Raw genomic sequence first — 18445 nt, 5'->3', positions numbered from 1 at the left:
GCGTCAATCGCGCCAGATCATCACCCCGAGATCGGCGACATTGGTGCCCGTGGCCTCAGTCAGCAGCAAATCACCCGCCTGCGCAAGGGCGGCATAGCTGTCGTTATTATCAAGAAGCTGTGACAGCCCGTCGATTTTCGCCAATGTATCCTGATCTACGATGCCGCCCGCGGCATCTGTCGGCCCGTCGCGCCCGTCGCTGCCGCCTTGCAGGCATGTGAAATCTTTCCAGCCACGCTTGGCCGCCTCTTGCGCGATACGCAGCGCCAGTTCTTGATTGCGCCCGCCGGATCCTGTGCCTTTGATCACCACGGTTGTCTCGCCGCCCCAGACGGTGACGCCTTTTTTGACATTGTCGCAGATCAGCTGCGCCGCGTCCGCGACATCGCCTTCAACTGGTGTGGCGATCACATGGGCGCCAGGCGCGGCGAGCGCCATTGCGGCCACGCTCTGCGCGTTTGAACCGACAAGGATATTACGCGCCTCTGGCAGGCTGTCCGGCGCGCCGTCGCGCAACAGATGCGCGCGCACGCTTTGCGGCATCGCATCCCAGATATTTGCGGATTTCAGCGTTGCAACGGCTTGTGCTGCGGTGCCAATCGGGCCGACCGTGGGGCCGCTGGCAATGGCCGCCAGATCATCGCCAATCACATCCGACAGGATCAGCGCGGTTACATTTTGCGGGCTTGCATGGCGCAAAAAACCGCCGCCTTTCAAGTCTGACAACTGCTGGCGCACCAAATTCATCGCCGTAATATCAAGCCCCGCACCCAGCAGTGCCGCATTGACCTGTGCCTTTTCCGCCAAGGAAACCCCAGCCGCAGGTGCAGGCAACAGCGCGGAGCCGCCACCTGATATCAGCGCAAGCACCGGACCGTCCGATGCATGAAGCGCTGTAATCACTGCCTGTGCCGCATCTGCGCCGTTTTGATCGGGCACGGGATGACCCGCGGGAAAAACCTGCGCGCCCCGCAATTCGCCCGCGTTTTCATAGTTGGTCACGACCATGCATGGCACATCCGCAAAGCGGTCCAATGCCGCCTTGGCCATTTTGCGTGCAGCCTTACCCACCGCGATGATCAGCGCGGGGTGCGTGATGCCGTCCAGCGCGCCTGCAACGGCCGCATAGGGGTCAGCGGCGGCAACGCCTGCTTGAAAAATGCCCTGCGCCTGTGCGCGTGTTTCATTCATGGTCCCTGCCCCTTTGGTCTGTCTGTTCGGCCATCAGCGCGGCCATTCGCTGCACGACCTGCAGTTCCGTTTCCGCCAAAGGTGAGGCATGCAGCGATGGCATCGCAAGCGCAATCAACACGCGCGGCGATTTTGCGACCATAATCACATGCGTGGCGCTATAGCTGTCAAATAGATGTGCAATATGATCATCCGCCAAGGCCCCAAGAGCGGGCGGATCGGCGCGGCGCAGTACCGGTGCCGCCGCGAATATCTGGTCCAGCGTGGCGTCCTGCAATTGCGCAAGGCTTTTGCGGCTGATCATCGCCGCCCCCTCCACAAGCGGATGCAGGCGCAGGTCACGCAAAAACGCAATCGGATCATTGGTTTGCGATTTGGCCAGATACTGCAGCAAGCCCAAAGATTGCTCTTCGGAGCGCAGGCTGCGCGCGTCGTTCAGGATCGCCACGAGCAACAGCGCCGTCATCATCACGGCCCCGCACAGCAACACCCCGTCGCGGTCAAGCTGCGCAATTGCGCCGACCAATGCGGCAACAAGACCGGCAGCCAGCACCATGACCACAAAATTCACAATCACCACACGGTGCCCGATTTGTGACCGGCCCAGCCCGATCGCAAGCCAGCACATGATCAGCACACCAAGCGCCGAAAACTGGATCGGCAGGCCCAGCACACCCATCAAAAAATCGCTTGTGGCCAAGGGGATAAACAGCAAAAGCGACAGTGCTATCCGCGTGGCGGTTGTGTTTTCACTGGCCGACAGGCTGGCGCGGTCGCGCCGCATAATCAACCAACCCGCGATAAAGAACCCGCAAAGCTGAAACCCCAACAGCAGGTAAAGCCGCAGCGGATCAATCCCGCTGCCGTACCAGAATGCACTAACAACAAAGATGGCGGTGCCCGCACCGACAATCGTTTTGGCGATGGGGGGCGCGTGGCGGCGCAGCAGCCCTTCGGTCAATAGCAAGGCCGCGAGCGGGATAAACGCCGCCCCCAAAAGCACAAGCACCCGAAAGCCCTGCACGCCTGTCACGGCCACAGCCACCCGCCCGATAAACAAGAGCATCGTGATGCGCAGGCAAAACAAAAACCGCCGGTTGATCGGGTCATGCCGATCGCGGCGCAGCAGGACCATCTGCAAGGTCACAAGCCCCAAGATCGCGGCCAGTGACATGCAAAGCTGCGTCAGATCTGTGGCGGATTGGGTCATTGACCCGCCCCCTTATAGGGGCGCAAGGTTTTCCACTGTCTGCCGCTATCCGCCCAATGAACAGCGGGCAGAATGATCCGCCGCAGCGCCACCAACCCACCTGTCAAAAGCAGTGCAAAGACCGCCGATTTCGGAACTTCACGGCGCAAATATTTGCGCATCGCGGCCAGATCCATCTGCCCCAGCTGGATCACATCATCGCCGCGTTCGTAATCCAATGTGGCGGCGCAAAAGTCGTTGAACCGCGCATCGCGATGCTTGGGGGCTGCATCCCATGTTTTTTTCAGATCATCGGAACCGCCCGTATAAGCACCTGTAATCACAAATCTTTCTTCGTCAAAACCAGCATCTGGCCCGACCCCGAACACGTCACGATGGCGCGCCATGATCTGGCGCGCAAACAACAGATGGTTCAGCGTCCGCCGCCCCCCATCCGGTTGCGGCCAGACGTTGGAAAACATCTGCGCGACCATGCCCACAACGGCAGGCACTTGGGTCACGTTTGAAATCCAGATTGGCCGAAACTGCCGCCGGAAAAAGATCAGAAAACAGGTCAGCCCATACAGCACCCAAGACAGATTTTTTGACCGCTCAATGGGGTCAACCATGACAAGCCCAAGGTGCAATACTTCGGTCGGGGCGGGTTTTGTCGCAAGCGTCATGATCGCCAGCGCGTTGAACGCGATAGGGGTGCCGTCGGCGCGGCTGACAAGGGTGATCACCACCTGTTTCATCCGCTCGGCATCGCCCGCAAAAACGCCATATGTCAGGCTGCCCGCGTCTAACGTGCGCGCGGCAATGTGGCGCAAATCCGCTGACAACGCCGCAAGCTGCGCGTCATCCATCCAGCGACCGGGCCGTTCAATGATCCGCACGCGCATATCCGGCCCCGACCTCAGGGTCACATCCAGATACGGCCGGCCAATTGTCTTGAAAAGGGTGCTGATCACGAAAGGAAACCTGTGGTTTTGCGCCACAGGTTAGGCAGCCTGCCCCAAAGGGGCAAGCGCCGTTTTTTGACACCGCTTAAAGGTAGCGGTTCACAAGGTTTTCAAGCCGTTCCTGACGGCCCGAGATAGGTTCGGGGTTGATGTTATTGGCCTGAACGGACGCGGTAATGCTATCCAGATCACTGTTCAACAGGCCCTTGCCCGCATCCGTGTCCCAGCCCGCGTAGCGCGCATCGCGCGCCGCTTCCAACTTGCCATCTTCCAGCATCGCTGCCGCCGCTTTTAGGCCAGCCGCGCAAGCATCCATCCCGCCAACATGCGCAAGGATCAGATCTTCGGCATCCAGTGACTGACGGCGCAGTTTGGCGTCAAAGTTGGTGCCGCCAGTGGTAAAGCCACCTGCGCGCAGCACCTCGTAATAGGCCAGCGCCATTTCAGGCACATTGTTGGGGAACTGGTCAGTGTCCCAGCCGGATTGGTAATCATTTCGGTTCATATCAATGGAACCGAAAATACCCAATTCACGCGCAACCGCCAGTTCATGTTCAAACGAATGCCCTGCCAGAATCGCGTGACCCTGCTCGATATTCATCTTCACTTCGCCCTCTAGGCCAAAATCCTTAAGGAACCCGTAAACAGTCGCAACATCATAGTCATACTGGTGCTTTGTTGGCTCTTGTGGCTTTGGCTCGATCAGGATTGCGCCTTTGAACCCCATCTTATGCTTATAATCGACAACCATTTGCAACATGCGGCCCGCCTGCTGGCGTTCGCGGCCCATGTCGGTGTTCAGCAGCGTCTCGTACCCTTCGCGGCCACCCCAAAGAACATAGTTTTCGCCGCCCAGTTTCATGGTCGCGTCCATGCAGGTTTTGATCGTGGCGGCAGAAAACGCAAACACTTCCGGATCAGGGTTGGTTGCGGCACCCGACATAAAGCGGCGGTGCGAAAACAGGTTCGCCGTTCCCCACAGCAATTTTATCCCAGTCTCGTCCATCTTTTGTGCAAAGTAATCAACGATTTCTTCGAGGTTCTTCGTGTTCTCGGCAAAGCTATTGCCTTCGGGGCGCACGTCGGCGTCGTGGAAACAGAAATAGGGCACGTTCAAAATCTGGAACATCTCGAACGCGACATCAGCCTTGAGCTTGGCCGCTTCCATCGTGTCACCAAACCATGGGCGATCAAATGTCTGCCCGCCAAACGGGTCACCGCCCGGCCATGCAAATGAATGCCAATAGGCGGCGGCGAACCGCAGATGGTCTTTCATCGGTTTGCCCATAATGACTTCGTCCGGATTGTAATGCCGGAATGCAAAATCATTGTCGGTGTTGGGCCCCTCGAATTTGATGGCGGGGATATTGCGGAAAAAGTCGGTCATGTCAGTCCTTTCAATGCGTCATAGCTGGCGCGGTAACGTGCGTGGGCCTCGGCAAAGCTGTCTGCCAGCCCAAGATTAGGTTCAATAATGCGGTCGATCTTCGGGGTGGTCGCGATCTCAACGCCCGCCCCTGTTGCGGCCATCAGCCCAAGGCGCGCCGCACCAAAGGCCCCACCAAAATCACCCGCGACAGGCAGTTCAACAGGCAGGCCCAGCGATGTCGCAATCGCCTGCACCCAATAGTCGGATTTCGATCCACCGCCGACTGCAATCAACCGTTTGATCTGCGTGCCGGTCGATGTCAGCGCGTCAAAATTGTCGCGGAATGCGTGGGTTACGCCTTCGAGAACGGCGCGGGTCATCGCTTGTTGGTCGGTTGCGTGGTCAAGGTGCAAGAAACTGCCGCGAATGGCCGCGTTATTGTGGGGGGTACGTTCACCCCCTAGATAAGGCAGGAAAAGCGGACGGGCTGGCGCCTGCAAAGCCCCCAAAGAAGCGGTCAGTTTCGCCGCCGGCGTTTTAACAGAATTGGCGTACCAGTTCAGTGCATCAGCGGCCGCTAAGATCACCCCCATCTGGTGCCAAGTGTCAGGCAAGGCGTGACAAAACGTATGCACGGCGCTTGCGGCATCGGGCTGGTAAGCATCAGAGGCCGCAAATAATACGCCCGAGGTTCCAAGTGATACAAACGCATCCCCCGCATTCACGATGCCAACGCCCACGGCACTGGCCGCATTATCGCCGCCACCGCCTGCGACAACGACACCCTTGGGCAGTCCCCAGCGGCTGGCCAGTTCTGCGCGCAATGTGCCGGACACTTCGGAGCCTTCGACAAGGCGCGGCATGTAATCGCGGGATAATCCTGTTGCTGCCAGCAATGCATCCGACCAATCGCGTTTGGCCACATCAAACCAGCTTGTGCCAGCGGCGTCGGACATTTCGGCAACCGCTTCGCCCGTCAGCCAAAGCCGCAAATAATCTTTTGGCAAAAGCACCCGTTTGACGCGGGCGAAAATCTCGGGCTCGTTGCGGGCAACCCAGACTAGTTTCGGCGCGGTAAAGCCAGGAAATACAATATTTCCTGTCAGTGCGCGAAACTGCGGGTCAGCGTCCAATTCAGCCGCCTCGACGGCCGCGCGCGTGTCATTCCACAATATACAAGGGCGCAAAACCTCGTCATCGGCATCAAGCAGTGTCGCCCCGTGCATTTGACCAGACAAGCCAATGGCGCGCACCGATTCCAGCGATTTTTGTCCCGCCAAAGCGCGGATCGCCGCATCCGCAGCGTCTAACCATGTCGCAGGTGCCTGCTCTGACCACCCAGGTTCGGGGCGCACCGCCTCAAGAGGGGCTGTGGCTTCTGCCAGAATGGATTGCGCATCGTCGATCAGAACGGCCTTTAGCCCGGACGTCCCCAAATCAAGCCCGATATACATGCGCATCCCCCCGATGTTTGCTGTCCTCTTGGCCCCAAGTTCTGAACATTGCGCGCCGATTCGTCAAATTAAATTCATTAACCGAATTAAAAATGCCAAAATTTCACAAGTAATATCTGAAATGCTACAATTTGCTTGCCAATTCTTGTATCAAAACCCAGAATGACCCCTATTATAATTCAGGTGCTGAACTATGTTAGACGATCTCGCGCAGCCCTCTGGTTGCGGCCCGCTTTTGCCGCCGGATAGCGCGCATGTGAAATCCATGCGTCAGCAAATTTTTGAACATGTGCGCGCGGCAGGTCGTGCGACGCGCACCGATGTGATCCGCGCGCTTGGGATCAGCGCGGGGTCCGCCACTGCATTGACGGCGGATCTGATTGCTGCGGGATTGCTGCGCGAGGTCGATAGCATCCCGCGCGAAACAGGGCGCGGGCGACCGGCTGTCGCAATCGAAGTCGTGCCGCAAACCCATTTGGTGATCGGGATCAAACTTTCGGACGCGGTGCATTCGGCGGTGCTGACGGATTTTGCAGGCAATACTTTGGCGACCGCATCCTTGCGCACGCCCGCCGGACCAAAACCGCTGGACGTGATCCTGACCGAGGTCGCGACACTGGTGCACGATGTTTTGGATGTTGCAGGCAAATCAACAGGTGACATTGCCGCCGTCGGCATCGGCATGTCGGGGATTGTCGACCATCAGGCAGGCACGGTGCCATGGTCACCGCTTTTGGCGCAGCGCAATTGCGATTTTTCGACAGCGTTTCAGACACGTTTCGGGCTGCCGCTTTATCTTGATAACGATGCGAATATGCTGACATTGGCCGAACTGTGGTTTGGCGCGGGGCGCGCGAAATCAGACTTTGCGGTTGTGACCATCGAACATGGTGTCGGCATGGGGCTGGTGATCGACAACCGGCTGTATCGGGGCGCACGCGGCATGGGGCTGGAACTGGGACATACCAAGGTGCAGCTGGATGGCGCCCTTTGTCGCTGCGGGCAGCGCGGCTGTCTTGAGGCCTATCTGGCCGATTACGCGCTCGCGCGCGAGGCGGCAACCGCCCTGCACCACCAGCCGCATGAACGCCAAAGCGCGCACGCGCTGCTTGACGCGCTGTTCACGCAAGCCAAATCCGGCAATGAGGCCGCGCAGACAATTTTTCGCCGTGCGGGCCGCTATCTGGCTGTCGGGTTGGCCAATGTTGTGCAGCTTTTTGATCCGGCGCTGATCATTATATCGGGCGAGCGGATGCAATATGACTATCTTTATGCCGACGAAGTCCTGTCGGAAATGCACCGCCTGACGCTCAATGACGGGCGCGCGCCCTGCGCCGTAGAAACCCACGCATGGGGTGATCTGGTATGGGCGCGCGGCGCCACGGCGCTTGCCCTATCGGCGGTCACCGATCAGGCGATAGCCGCAATTTCCTAGCGCGGGTTTGGCACCTCTAGTCCGCTGGGCACGTGGTCAGGCACGCCCAGCCGTCCAACCGGTGCGTTTGGATCCGTCAATGTCTGCAAGAATGCCAATAGCTGGTCAATCTGCGCGTCATCCAATGCCGGACCGACAGGCTGTGCCGCTTGGGCGATTGCAGCAAAGGTTTCGCGCCGGTCATCCGTGTCAAACGCGGGCAGCCGCGCCTGCGCCAGATCATAGTTTTCAAGCGCCGCGAGCGGATCCAGATGCGCGACCAGAAATGCACGTAAATCCGCATAGGCACCCGCATGCCCATAGGGCGCGGTCAGCGCAATATTGCGCAGGCTTGGCGTCCGGAACGCATATAGATCGGCAGGGTCGCCTGTGACGCGAAACCGCCCTTCGTCGCGCGCATGGTTTTCAAACCTTGCCGCCTTGCCTGGCCCGATTTGTGGGCTGCCTACGGCGTGGAATGCGTGATCCGTCAGAAACGGGCCGCTGTGACAGTTTGCACAGCCCGCATCGCCGTAAAACAGCGCCATTCCCGCAGCGGCAGGCTCAGAAAGCGTCGCCGTGCCACGCAGCACAGCATCGAACGGCGCCGTATCAGAGCGCCATTCAAACGCCATGAAGACCGCAATCGCGTTCGAAATATCTGTGAACGCAATTTGGTCGGGGTGATCAATGTGATCATAGGTTGCGACAAATGCCTCTGCATAGGCAGGCAGCGCGGCCACGCGGCGGCTGATAATATCCCATGCACCGCCCTGGCCGGTCAGCTCTCCGCGGCGGACAGCGGCAGAGATGTCGTTTTCACTGTAATGCCCCGCCATTTCATCACCGCTAAGCACCGGAAACATCGTTTGCGCCGAAAGAAGCGAGGCAAACCCGACGGCCATATCCGCGTCAAGCGGCGTGCGGATACCACCGGGGCGGGTCACGTCAACCTCGATCCGGCCGTCGTGAAAGAGCGTGGTGAATTCATGCGCACCAAGGTTAAAAAGTGCGGGCGCATTGCGCGGGATGCGTTGTTCGGGCAGGTTTTGCGGGTCCACAACACGTTGGGTTCCCAAACCGCGCCCGCCGTCACCGATCCCCAGCGATATGCCGTCACTGGTGCCAAACGCCGGATGATGGCAGGTCGCGCATGCAACCTCTTGGTTGCCCGATAGGATCGGATCATAGAACAACAGCTGCCCCAACGCAGCCTCTTGCGGATCAATCGCATCAAAATCGGCATCCGTCACGGGGCGCGGCAATTCCTGTGCCTGCGCAACATGTGCCAAGCCCAAAAGCGCAAATGCAAGTGCGTATTTCATCCGGTTCCTCCCAAGAACCAAATGGGTATCACGCCGGGCGCATCTTGCAAGTGGCTGCGATTACAAATGCTTGCGAATGCGGCGCAGGGCCGCCCAGACACAGATCACGACAATCGGGGTTGCAACCGCCCCCAGCGTTACCTTGCTGATATCAAACGCATATTGCAGTGGCCCCAATAGATAAAGCAGCAGGTTCAGTGCGTAATAGCTGATCGCGACAATCGACAGCCCTTCGACGGTATGCTGCAATCGCAACTGCAAGTCCGCGCGGCGGTCCATGCTGGTCAGCAGGGCCTGGTTCTGGGCTGATCTTTCGACATCGACGCGGGTGCGCAGCAGATCGCCTGCGCGCAAAGCCCTGTCGGACATGGATTTTAGCCGCGCTTGCGTCGCGGCAACCGTGCGCATCGCGGGGTCATAGCGGCGCATCATAAATTCGCCAAAGGTCTGCCGCCCCGCAAATCGGGTCTCGCGCAGGATTTCAATGCGCTGGTTCACGATGGTTTCATAGGCCGTGGTCGCCCCGAAACGGTAGGAGGACTGCGCCGCGATGCTTTCCAGTTCGGCAGATACATCCAGCAAAGCATGCAATTGCGCTGTCGCATCGGGGGCCGTTTCACGCATATCCGCAACCAGTTGCGACAGCTTGCTGTCAATCGCGCCCATTTGCAGGCCAAGGCTGCGCGCGCGCGACAAGCCCAGCATCGACATCGCCTTATAGGTTTCAATTTCGCACAGCCGCTGCACGACCCGTCCGATCCGGCGGGCGCCAACATCGGGGCGCGCAAAAATCGCGAACCGGATATGCCCCGCCGGATCTATCCGGAAATCGCCGGCAATCACCAGCGCATCATCCAGCACACGGCTGATTGCAAGGCTTTCCGGCACAAACCAATCGGCAGCTTTTTCAGCGATGTGATCATCGCCCGTCGCAACCTCGATCCGGATCAGCGCAGAAGTCACCCGCGTGCCAGGGGCCGCTTGCAGCCAGTCTTGTGGAAACAGGTTGAACGTCGCCGCATCAAACGGGGTGTCGGCAATCCCTTCGCCCCAGATGGTAAAGGTCACAAATTCCGTATGGCTTTCCCATTTGAGCTGATGCTTGCCAATCTGCCCGAAATAATGCGTTGCGTCGGGTTCAGGGTGCGGCGCGGCAAAACGGTCAAGCAATGCCACCAGATGCGCCATATCAGCGGCACGATCACGGCCCGCCGCGTTCTGCCCCGGCTTGATTGCAAGGAAAGCGGCACGACCCGGGGCCTGGACAACCGGAAACGGGCGCGCGTGCAATTCATTGGCCATTGCAAACCGCTGCGGGTGATCTTCGATTTGGGCCATGTGCGCACCTTTGTGTTCCGAGCTGACTGCAATCTAATGCACGTCCGCGATATTGTAAATAAAAACCGTTAACTTACAATATGTTAGCAGCACACAACCGCATACAATTGGCCGCCACCTATGGGGATCCGCGCTCGAAATGCGCCTGCAATGTCTAGAGCTTTGACGTTGTTGGACATTTTTATCGCGCTCGCAATGCGCGCGTTTCTCATAACTGCATGGACCTGCGCACCGATCTGGGGCAAATGTGGCACATGGTACATGTCGTTTTGTTCAACAAACCTTTTGGCGTCCTGTCGCAATTCACCGACGCGCGCAGCCCTTCGCCGCGGCCGACGCTTTCGACGTTCATCGACATGCCCGGGGTTTATCCTGCGGGCCGCCTTGACCGTGATAGCGAAGGCCTGCTGGTGCTGACAGATGATGGCAAACTGCAGGCGCGCATTGCCGATCCGAAACACAAGCTGACCAAGACCTATCTGGTGCAGGTCGAAGGCACACCAACCGACCATGATTTGCAAGCGCTGCGCGATGGCGTGACGCTCAAGGACGGGCCAACGCGCCCTGCCAAGGCGCGGCTGGTTGATCCCCCTGCGCTTTGGGAACGTGATCCGCCCGTACGGTTTCGCAAATCCGTGCCTGATACTTGGGTTGAAATCACCATCAGCGAAGGCCGCAACCGTCAGGTGCGCCGGATGACCGCCCATATCGGCTTTCCGACATTGCGGCTGGTGCGCTGGCGGGTCGGCGACTGGTCGCTTGACGGGTTGGAAACTGGAAAATGGAAGATTGCGGGGACCGTCTAGCGGATTTCGATCTGTGCCTGAGCGGATTGGCCGTCGGCATCAATCACCGTCACCGATGAAAACCCCAGCCCCGGCGGCGCGATATCCACCTGATTGCGAAAACTACGCGCGACCGGTTCGCCGTTCACCAGCCATATAAACGGCGCGCGCCCGTCTTGCACTTTGACCGTTGAAAACGACCCATCGAGCACTGCCCCGTTGGGTGGAAAGGCGATTTGCGGCGCGTGTGAACGGGCCGTGTTGCGTGTGCCGAAAAACTGCAAATGCTGGGGCAATTGCGCGGTCGAAAGCAGCAGCGTTTCGTGCGGCGGCGCGCCCAGTGGTACGGGCGTCGGCGCGATCCGCCCGAATGCGTCAAACATCACCGGTGCCGCCAGATCACCGCCAAAGGCGCCGGGCACCGGCGTGCCATCAGGCCGCCCCATCCAGACACCCACAACATATTGCCCGTCAAACCCGATCGCCCATGCATCGCGGTGACCATAAGACGTGCCGGTCTTGAACGCGATCCCTGTGGCCTGCACCCCGCGCGGGCGTGGTGCTTCTTCGAGAATATGCCCGACCTGCCATGCAGCGGCGCGGTTCATCACCACATGCGGCGCAAAGCCGGTGCTTGTCGCATCGTGCCAGCGCAGATCCACCGCGACACCGTGGTTGCCAATCGCGGCATAAAGCGCCACGAGATCCTGCAAGGTCAGCCCCACGCCCCCCAACGCCACCGCCAGACCCGGTGCGCCGCCAGGCACCTGCGGCGCGGTGCCTGCGCGGCGCAAACCTGCTATCAAATGATGCGGGCCCAAGGATTGGGTCACGGCAACCGCCGGAATATTCAGCGAATGTTGCAAAGCGGTGCGCACCCGCAATTCCCCGCGAAATAGCCCGTCAAAATTCTGCGGCTGGTAGCCGTCGAAATTGGTCGGGCGGTCGGCGATCATGGTTTCGGGGTGAATCAGCCCTTGGTCAAAGCCAAGTCCGTAGATCAGCGGTTTCAATGTTGACCCGGGCGAGCGTATGGCCTGCGTCAGGTCCATATAGCCGCCGCGCAGATCGGCGCTAAATGCAGCAGAGCCGACGCTTGCCAATATATGCCCGTTTCGGTGGTCCGCGACCATCATGGCGATTTGCACCCCATCGTCACGCCCGCGGATGGCATCAGCGGCCAGCGCCTCCAGCGCGATTTGCAAGCGCCGGTCAAGGGTCAGGTCATGCTGGCTTTGCAGCGGGGTCGCAGCCACGGCACGGTCGGACACTTGCGGCGCGTTGGCTGGCAAAAGGTGGCGGGTTGGCGGCACCGGCAGCCGTACCGCGCTTGCATATGTTGCCTGATCAAAAAGACCGTCGCGCAAAAGCCGCGCCAGAACCGCATCGCGCGCCACGGTTGCAGAACCTGCGGCGCGGTCCGGACGGCGGGCTTCAGGGGCTTGCGGGATCGCCACCAAAAGCGCCGATTGCGCTGCAGTCAACCTGCGCGGCGGGCGGTCAAAATAGGCATAGGATGCCGCGCGCACGCCTTCGATATTGCCACCAAAGGGCGCGTGGTTCAGGTAAAGCGCAAGAATTTCATCCTTGCTGAACTGCCGCTCAAGTGCCCAAGCCAGCCGCACTTGTCGCAGCTTACCACGCCAGCGGCCCGTGCTGCCGTCTTCGAGAAGGCGCGCGACTTGCATGGTCAACGTGGAGCCGCCCGACACCACCTGCCCATGCCGCACGGCCTGCCCGATCGCGCGCAAAGCGGCAATAAAATCAACGCCGTTGTGGTCATAAAACCGCTTGTCTTCGAACCGGATCAGCATCCGCAGATAGGTCGGATCGACCTCTGCCAGCGTCACGGGCAGCCGCCAGCGCCCCTGCGCATTGGTGTAGACGCGCAGCAGGTCGCCATTGCGATCGCGCACCTCGGTGCTGATATCCGCGTCAAGCGTCGGCAGTTGCGTTGCATCCACCCAAGCGTCCACGCCGTCGCGCGCCGCAGCCCCTGCCCAAAGGCAGAATGCAATGGCAAGGACCGCGCGCATCACGGGGTGATCGTCACAGTCCCCGCATCCGTGCGCGCACGCATTTGCGGGCGGTACATATCCTCGACAGATGCGGCGGGATGATGGAAATACCCCGGCGAGACGGCGCGCACGATATAGGCCAGCTGGAACGGTTCGTCCGACCGCCAGTCCACGGCGGCCAAGAACCGGTCGGTCCGGAATTCGGCATTTTCGGTATAGGTCGATTCCACCCAATCCAGCGCGCGGATATCACCTCCTGCCAGCAGGTTCGGATTGTCGATCTCAAAGCCTGCAGGAAGCGGATCGTTGACCATCAGCCGCGCCTCTTGCCGCCCGAAGGGGATGACGGTCAGCAGCGTGACAAGCCGCGTTCCTACGGCGACATTCGCCGGATCGACGGCCTGCCCTTCGGTTGTCAAATAGATGCGCTCGATTGCGTATCCATTGCCGCCGGCGGGTTCTGGCGTGCTTGGCACCCCAAAGGTTGTGACTGTGATCTCAGTGGGTTGCGCGCTGGTGTTTGTGATCTGCACGGGTGCGGATCGGGTTTGCGCATCGCGGAACTGCACCACCGGCCCGTCGGGCAATGCCCCGTCAATGGTCAGCCCCGTGTGGCGCAGATCATCAACCAGCGCATTCGCCGCAAGCAAGGTCCACGCCGCTTCTTGGGTAGAGGCATGGCTTGCCTCGCTTGCGATCCGCTGCACCAGCATGTCGCGGTCAATTGCGGTGCTGCCCGCCTCAACCGCGAGCGCAAGCACAGCGGCAGTGTCGCGCCGGTAAGTGCCGTAATCGCTGCGCCAATAGCGGGCTTCGGCTTCGGCAAAGCGGGCGGATAACACGCGCCCTGCCCGCCCAAACAGCGCATCTGCACGCGGTTGGTCGCCATATTGCGCAAGTGCGGCCCCCAACTGTGCCAGCGCCAAAGGCGAGGTAAACGCATCCGCCTTTTGATCCGCATAATAGCGCAGATCGCCAAACGCGGCCTCGCCTTCGCGGGCAAGCACAAACAGCGCATAGGCCAGATCAGCCCCGCCTTGGTCAAAGTCGGGATAGTAGTTCACCGCATTGCGCAGGTTCGCCACCGCATTGTCATAGGCAACATCGGGCACCGCATAGCCCGCAAGCCGCGCGCGGGTCAGGAAATCGGTGACATAGGCATCAAGCCACATATCCCCCGAGCTTGGCCGCCACAGACCAAACGCGCCATTGGCGGCTTGATTGGCCGTAATTTCGGCAATTGCCTGCGTGATCCGGTCCTGGATATTGTCGCGCGTGGCCAGCCCCATCGCCGTTGCCACGCCGTCCAAATACAAAAGCGGCATCGCGCGCGATGTGATCTGTTCGGTGCAGCCATAGGGGTAATGATCCAACGCGTTCAGCAGCCCCGGCGCATCAAACCGCGCCAGCGGCCCCGCCGAAAGCGCGGCCTGCCCGGTGCCCGCAACCAGCCCCGCAAATACATCATCATCAAAGGTAAACGTGCGCCCCGCCCCAAGCGTAAACCGGCTGATCCGGCTGATTGCGGGGTCATTGACCACAACAGGCACGTTCAGCGATTTAACCAGCGCGCGCCCGTCAGGTGTGGTCAGGGTAATATCAATGCTGTGATTGCCCACGTCAAAGGCGGCAAAGGGGAATTCGAACACCTGCTTGCCGCCTTGCGCCAAATTGAAAGACGCCGGAATTTGCGACACCAGCGCCAGACCAGCAGCTTGCACACTCAACCCCATATCCCCTGCTGGCCCGTCCGCATGAACGATTTCCAGCAGCACGCGGCTTTGATCACCCGGCGCCAAGAAACGCGGCACAGAGGCGGTCAGCACCACCGGATCGCGCACGATCACGTCTTGTTCGGCTTGGCCGACACCACTGTCGGACCATGCAATCGCCATCAGCCGGATGGTTCCGTTAAAGGCGGGCAGATCAAACCGGACCTGCGCGCGCCCTTGGGCATCCACCTGCACAGGACCTGTGAAATAGGTGACCAGTTCTTCGGTGGGTGGCGGGCTTTGCATGCCTGCGTTGGCCATCGCATCCCCGCCTGAACGCACCGTGCCCATCGCGCCGTTCAGCCCGTCAATCAACCGGCCGTAAACATCGCGCATCTCGACCCCGAGCTTGCGTTGTCCAAAGTAATAGGCGTGTGGATCAGGGCTTTGGAAGCCTGTCAGGTTCAGAATACCCAGATCAACCGCGGCAAGCGTGACATAGGCGGTTTCGCCCGCAGCGATCCCGTCGATTTGAATACCCACATCCATCGGCCCACGCGGTTGCATTGTGGCAGGCGCCTGCAAGGAAACTTGCAACGCCTTATCGCCCGGATCCACCTGCGCATAACCAAGCCCGAGCGCGCGGCTCGGGTTGCGGTTTTCGGCAACCGACATGGGGCGAATGACGGCGGCGCTGACATAGGCGCCCGCCCCCCATTCTTCGGTTACGGGCAAGGTGATCAGGTTTTCGCCCTCAACCACGGGTACGGTTTTGAGGCTGATCAAACGATCCGACATCACTGTCACCACCGCTTGCCCAGCGTAGCGCGGCACAATGCGGAAAGTTGCCGTGTCACCCACTGCATAGGCGGGCGCATCCAAAGACGCCTCAAGCAAATCGGGCGTATCGTCGGCAGAGGCAGGCGCGTACCAGCCTGCGTAGAATTCATCAGAAGCCGCATTATAGGCCCCGCCAATTGCTTCGACCACAATTTCATGCTGGCCCCATGTGACATCGGCTTCGACGCGGGTCGGCGTGCTGCCCAGCTTGGCTTCGCCGGTGGCGACACGCGTGCGGGTTGTAGTGGGCTCCCAATACCAGCGGTCGTGCAAGCGATACCATTGATAGCGGGTCGTGACCTTGTTGACGGTCCATTGCACGCGCATATCAGCGCCCGTCATATCGGGATTCAGCGCGATCAGCTCAAACAGCGCTGTGCTGCCTTCGCCAATGACACCGTCAAACAGCGGCTTGATCCCGATCATCGGGCTATCGGGCAGCACGGGCGCGGTGATCTGGCGCTCAACAGGGCGACCGGAGCCTTCCTTGACCCGCGCCGTGACCCGCAATTCAAGCGGTTGGGATGCCGTGAAATTAGGCAGATCAACGGGCAGGTTTGCCACGCCTGCGGCATTTGTCGTGCCACCATCAAGATAATTCAACTGCCCGTCAAAGCGCGCGTCATATTGCCCGAAACGGTAGCCCGGATAACCTTCAAGACTGCTTGCCGCGCGCAGCAGTGCCTCGCCCTCGACATCCAGGTCAGCGCCGATTGCACCAAACAAATAGCGCGCATCAACCCGCAGATTGGGCACATCACCAAGACGAATTGAGTCCGGTAGCGTCAGATCAAAGTCGATGCGTTCGGGCAGGAAATCCTCGACCAGCACGGTGGTTTGCGCCAATGGCCCGCTGTCTTCATCGGCTTGCACCGTGACCCGCCACGTGCCGCGCGGCGCGGTTGACGCCACAGGCATCGCAAACACATGCCCGCCGGCGCGGTCATTGCTTGAAATCTGGCGCGCATATTCAACCCCGTCGGGGCGGGTCAGCACTGCCGTCAGTGGAATACCCGCCAGCCCCAGCGCGGTTTGATCGCGCATCAATGCTGTCAGATGAATCGTATCTCCCGCGCGATATGCCCCGCGATCACTGGACAGAAACACATCAATCGGCTGGCTGGGCGCACGCCCTTCGACACCGCGATCCGACAGGTCAAATGCGGCATCCGTCAGTGACAGGAACGTCATATCATCGCCCAAGGACACGGTGACCATTGCGGGGGTATTGCCGCCGGTTCCACGGGTCAATCCGGCCGGAAAACGCGCAACGCCATCGGCATCGGTCTGCGCCATCCCCAGAACCGAATTGCTGCGCGAAACAAGCGTAACTTGGGCATCTGCAATTGCCAGCGCATCGCCAAGCCCGCGCGCGGCAACCGTCAGCCCGTCATTGCCCAAATAGGTGGCAACACCGATATCGGACAGCACAAACCACTGCGTGACCGTGCCAATCTCATCGCTGTTATCCGCGCTGCTTGCGCGCAGCGCATAAAGCCCTGCGGGCGCGTCACGCAGCGCGTCAGCCATTGGCAGGCGGGTCAACATATCGCGGTTCAGCTCTTGCGCCACGTCGGCGCTGCCGGCCCATATAGTTGTGCCGATCTCGGATGACAGATCGCCCCCGTAATAAGACAGGGTGTCATCCATCAACCCCGATTGCAAAGTGCGCATCAGGTTGCGGTCATCGATCCGGCTCAGGCTCAGGTCGACCCCTGTCATATTCACCGTTTCAAGCGGAATCGCGATATCACCCAAACGCGGCAACACATAGGCGCGGCTGCCAAAACGCATCGACGGTGCGCGGTCGCGCACGTAAAGCGTCAACTCCACCGGACGGATCATGGTTTCACCGCTGGCGGCGGGCAGCCCTTCGCGCAACAAAATCCGGTAGCGTTCACCATGCACAACCCCGTCCACGCATAGCTGCGCATCGCTCACGCTGACCACCAACTGCGACTGCGGCAATTGTACAAAGGGGGTGTAATCCGTGCCCGCACCAATCAAATCTTCGCTGAAAACCGCACAAATACGCGGGGTTGCGCTGTCGCTTTCTACTTTCGTATCCACCACGCGAAACCCGTATTTTCCGATCGCTTCTTCCAGCAGGAGTTCTGTTTCACGGTCAAAGCGCAATTCTTGCGCAAGGCGCAAAGCGTCGATCATTTGGCGGCCGCGATTGATATCCTCGAGCGCATAAGCAACGGCCATCGCCGCGTCACGTCTTGTCGCCAGATCAAGCGAACGCACATAGGCGTTGATAAAGGCTGGAAAGGCCATGCCGCTCACGCGGCTGCCGGACCCTTGGGCGCTGCGCCCGAAAGCGATCCAGTCGCCTGCAACATCCGAAGCCAGCGCCTGATCCCATGCAAAGCTTTGCGCGGGGGTTGCATTGCGGATGGGCTGGTTGGCAAGCTGTGTCAATTCGGCAGCCTGTGCAAAATCACGTTCGTGCAAGAAATCCAGTTCCGCCATCCGCGCGGGCGCGCCGGCCAGAACGGCAGGATCCGTCGCATAAACCCACGCTGAAAGCGCCCCTTCGAACGGGATCATATCGGTGATATTTGTCTTGGGAAAACACGCGTTCGAGCGTTGGTTGAACGTAAACGCGGTACAGGATTTGCTGTTCGAACAGGCCGCCTCGCAGGCGGCGGCGGTTGTGTCAAAGATCTGCGCTAGATCGGTCCCCACAAGATCAACGCCGCGCGCGTAAATTGTCCGCGTCGCCGCAATTTGTTCTTGGGCCGCGGCAGTGCCGCCAAGCGTGGTTGCAATTGCAAAAATAAATGCTGTCAATGACCGGAACATGCGCAAGCCTTTCTCGAAATACAATCAAAGGTTGGCACGG

General features: G+C 59.9%; 11 protein-coding genes. 2 read left to right on the top strand and 9 right to left on the bottom strand.

The window, feature by feature from the left end; genetic code table 11:
• Positions 1-3: 3 nt before the first annotated feature.
• From BM320_RS04900 to xylB, 5 genes are all read right to left on the bottom strand, one after another.
• Positions 4-1191: a glycerate kinase type-2 family protein gene (locus BM320_RS04900; RefSeq protein WP_090197152.1), complete on the bottom strand. Its 1188-nt coding sequence runs from the start codon at positions 1189-1191 to the stop codon at positions 4-6.
• A complete protein-coding gene (locus tag BM320_RS04895; protein ID WP_090197150.1) occupies positions 1184-2401 on the bottom strand; it encodes an SLC5/6 family protein in 1218 nt (405 codons plus the stop codon). Before BM320_RS04895 ends, BM320_RS04900 begins: the two co-directional genes overlap by 8 nt.
• Positions 2398-3351 (bottom strand): hypothetical protein, encoded by a 954-nt coding sequence (locus tag BM320_RS04890; protein ID WP_090197147.1) that lies wholly within the window; start codon positions 3349-3351, stop codon positions 2398-2400. The genes BM320_RS04895 and BM320_RS04890 overlap by 4 nt, the downstream gene beginning before the upstream one ends.
• A gap of 76 nt (positions 3352-3427) precedes the next feature.
• Entirely contained in the window at positions 3428-4729 is a 1302-nt protein-coding gene (xylA, locus tag BM320_RS04885; RefSeq protein ID WP_090197144.1) for a xylose isomerase, read from the bottom strand.
• Complete coding sequence (gene xylB / locus BM320_RS04880; RefSeq protein ID WP_090197142.1) at positions 4726-6165, bottom strand: xylulokinase; 1440 nt, start codon at positions 6163-6165, stop codon at positions 4726-4728. Before xylB ends, xylA begins: the two co-directional genes overlap by 4 nt.
• Positions 6166-6358: 193 nt before the next feature.
• On the opposite strand from xylB, the gene BM320_RS04875 reads away from it, so the two are divergent.
• Complete coding sequence (locus BM320_RS04875) at positions 6359-7600, top strand: ROK family transcriptional regulator (RefSeq protein ID WP_090197139.1); 1242 nt, start codon at positions 6359-6361, stop codon at positions 7598-7600.
• Here the strand turns inward: BM320_RS04875 and BM320_RS04870 are convergent.
• Both BM320_RS04870 and BM320_RS04865 read right to left on the bottom strand, forming a co-directional pair.
• Positions 7597-8904, bottom strand: coding sequence for a cytochrome-c peroxidase (locus BM320_RS04870; protein ID WP_090197136.1), 1308 nt, complete (start codon positions 8902-8904; stop codon positions 7597-7599). The two genes, BM320_RS04875 and BM320_RS04870, sit on opposite strands and share 4 nt — an antisense overlap.
• Before the next feature lie 60 nt (positions 8905-8964).
• On the bottom strand, positions 8965-10242 hold the full coding sequence (locus BM320_RS04865; protein ID WP_090197133.1) for a DUF3422 family protein: 1278 nt from the start codon (positions 10240-10242) through the stop codon (positions 8965-8967).
• 254 nt (positions 10243-10496) lie between these two features.
• Here BM320_RS04865 and BM320_RS04860 point away from each other — a divergent pair, with 254 nt between their 5' ends.
• Positions 10497-11048: a pseudouridine synthase gene (locus BM320_RS04860; RefSeq protein WP_090200367.1), complete on the top strand. Its 552-nt coding sequence runs from the start codon at positions 10497-10499 to the stop codon at positions 11046-11048.
• Here the strand turns inward: BM320_RS04860 and pbpC are convergent.
• Both pbpC and BM320_RS04850 read right to left on the bottom strand, forming a co-directional pair.
• Positions 11045-13063: a penicillin-binding protein 1C gene (gene pbpC, locus BM320_RS04855; protein WP_090197130.1), complete on the bottom strand. Its 2019-nt coding sequence runs from the start codon at positions 13061-13063 to the stop codon at positions 11045-11047. The genes BM320_RS04860 and pbpC overlap by 4 nt on opposite strands.
• Positions 13063-18405 carry an alpha-2-macroglobulin family protein gene (locus BM320_RS04850; RefSeq protein ID WP_090197128.1) on the bottom strand — a complete coding sequence of 1781 codons (5343 nt, stop codon included), beginning with the start codon at positions 18403-18405 and terminating at the stop codon, positions 13063-13065. The genes pbpC and BM320_RS04850 overlap by 1 nt, the downstream gene beginning before the upstream one ends.
• Between the last annotated feature and the right edge of the window lie 40 nt (positions 18406-18445).

Origin of the sequence: Yoonia tamlensis, from assembly GCF_900115105.1 — a bacterium.
GTDB classification, from domain to species: Bacteria; Pseudomonadota; Alphaproteobacteria; order Rhodobacterales; family Rhodobacteraceae; genus Yoonia; species Yoonia tamlensis.
This window is presented reverse-complemented; position numbering and strand designations above follow the sequence as displayed.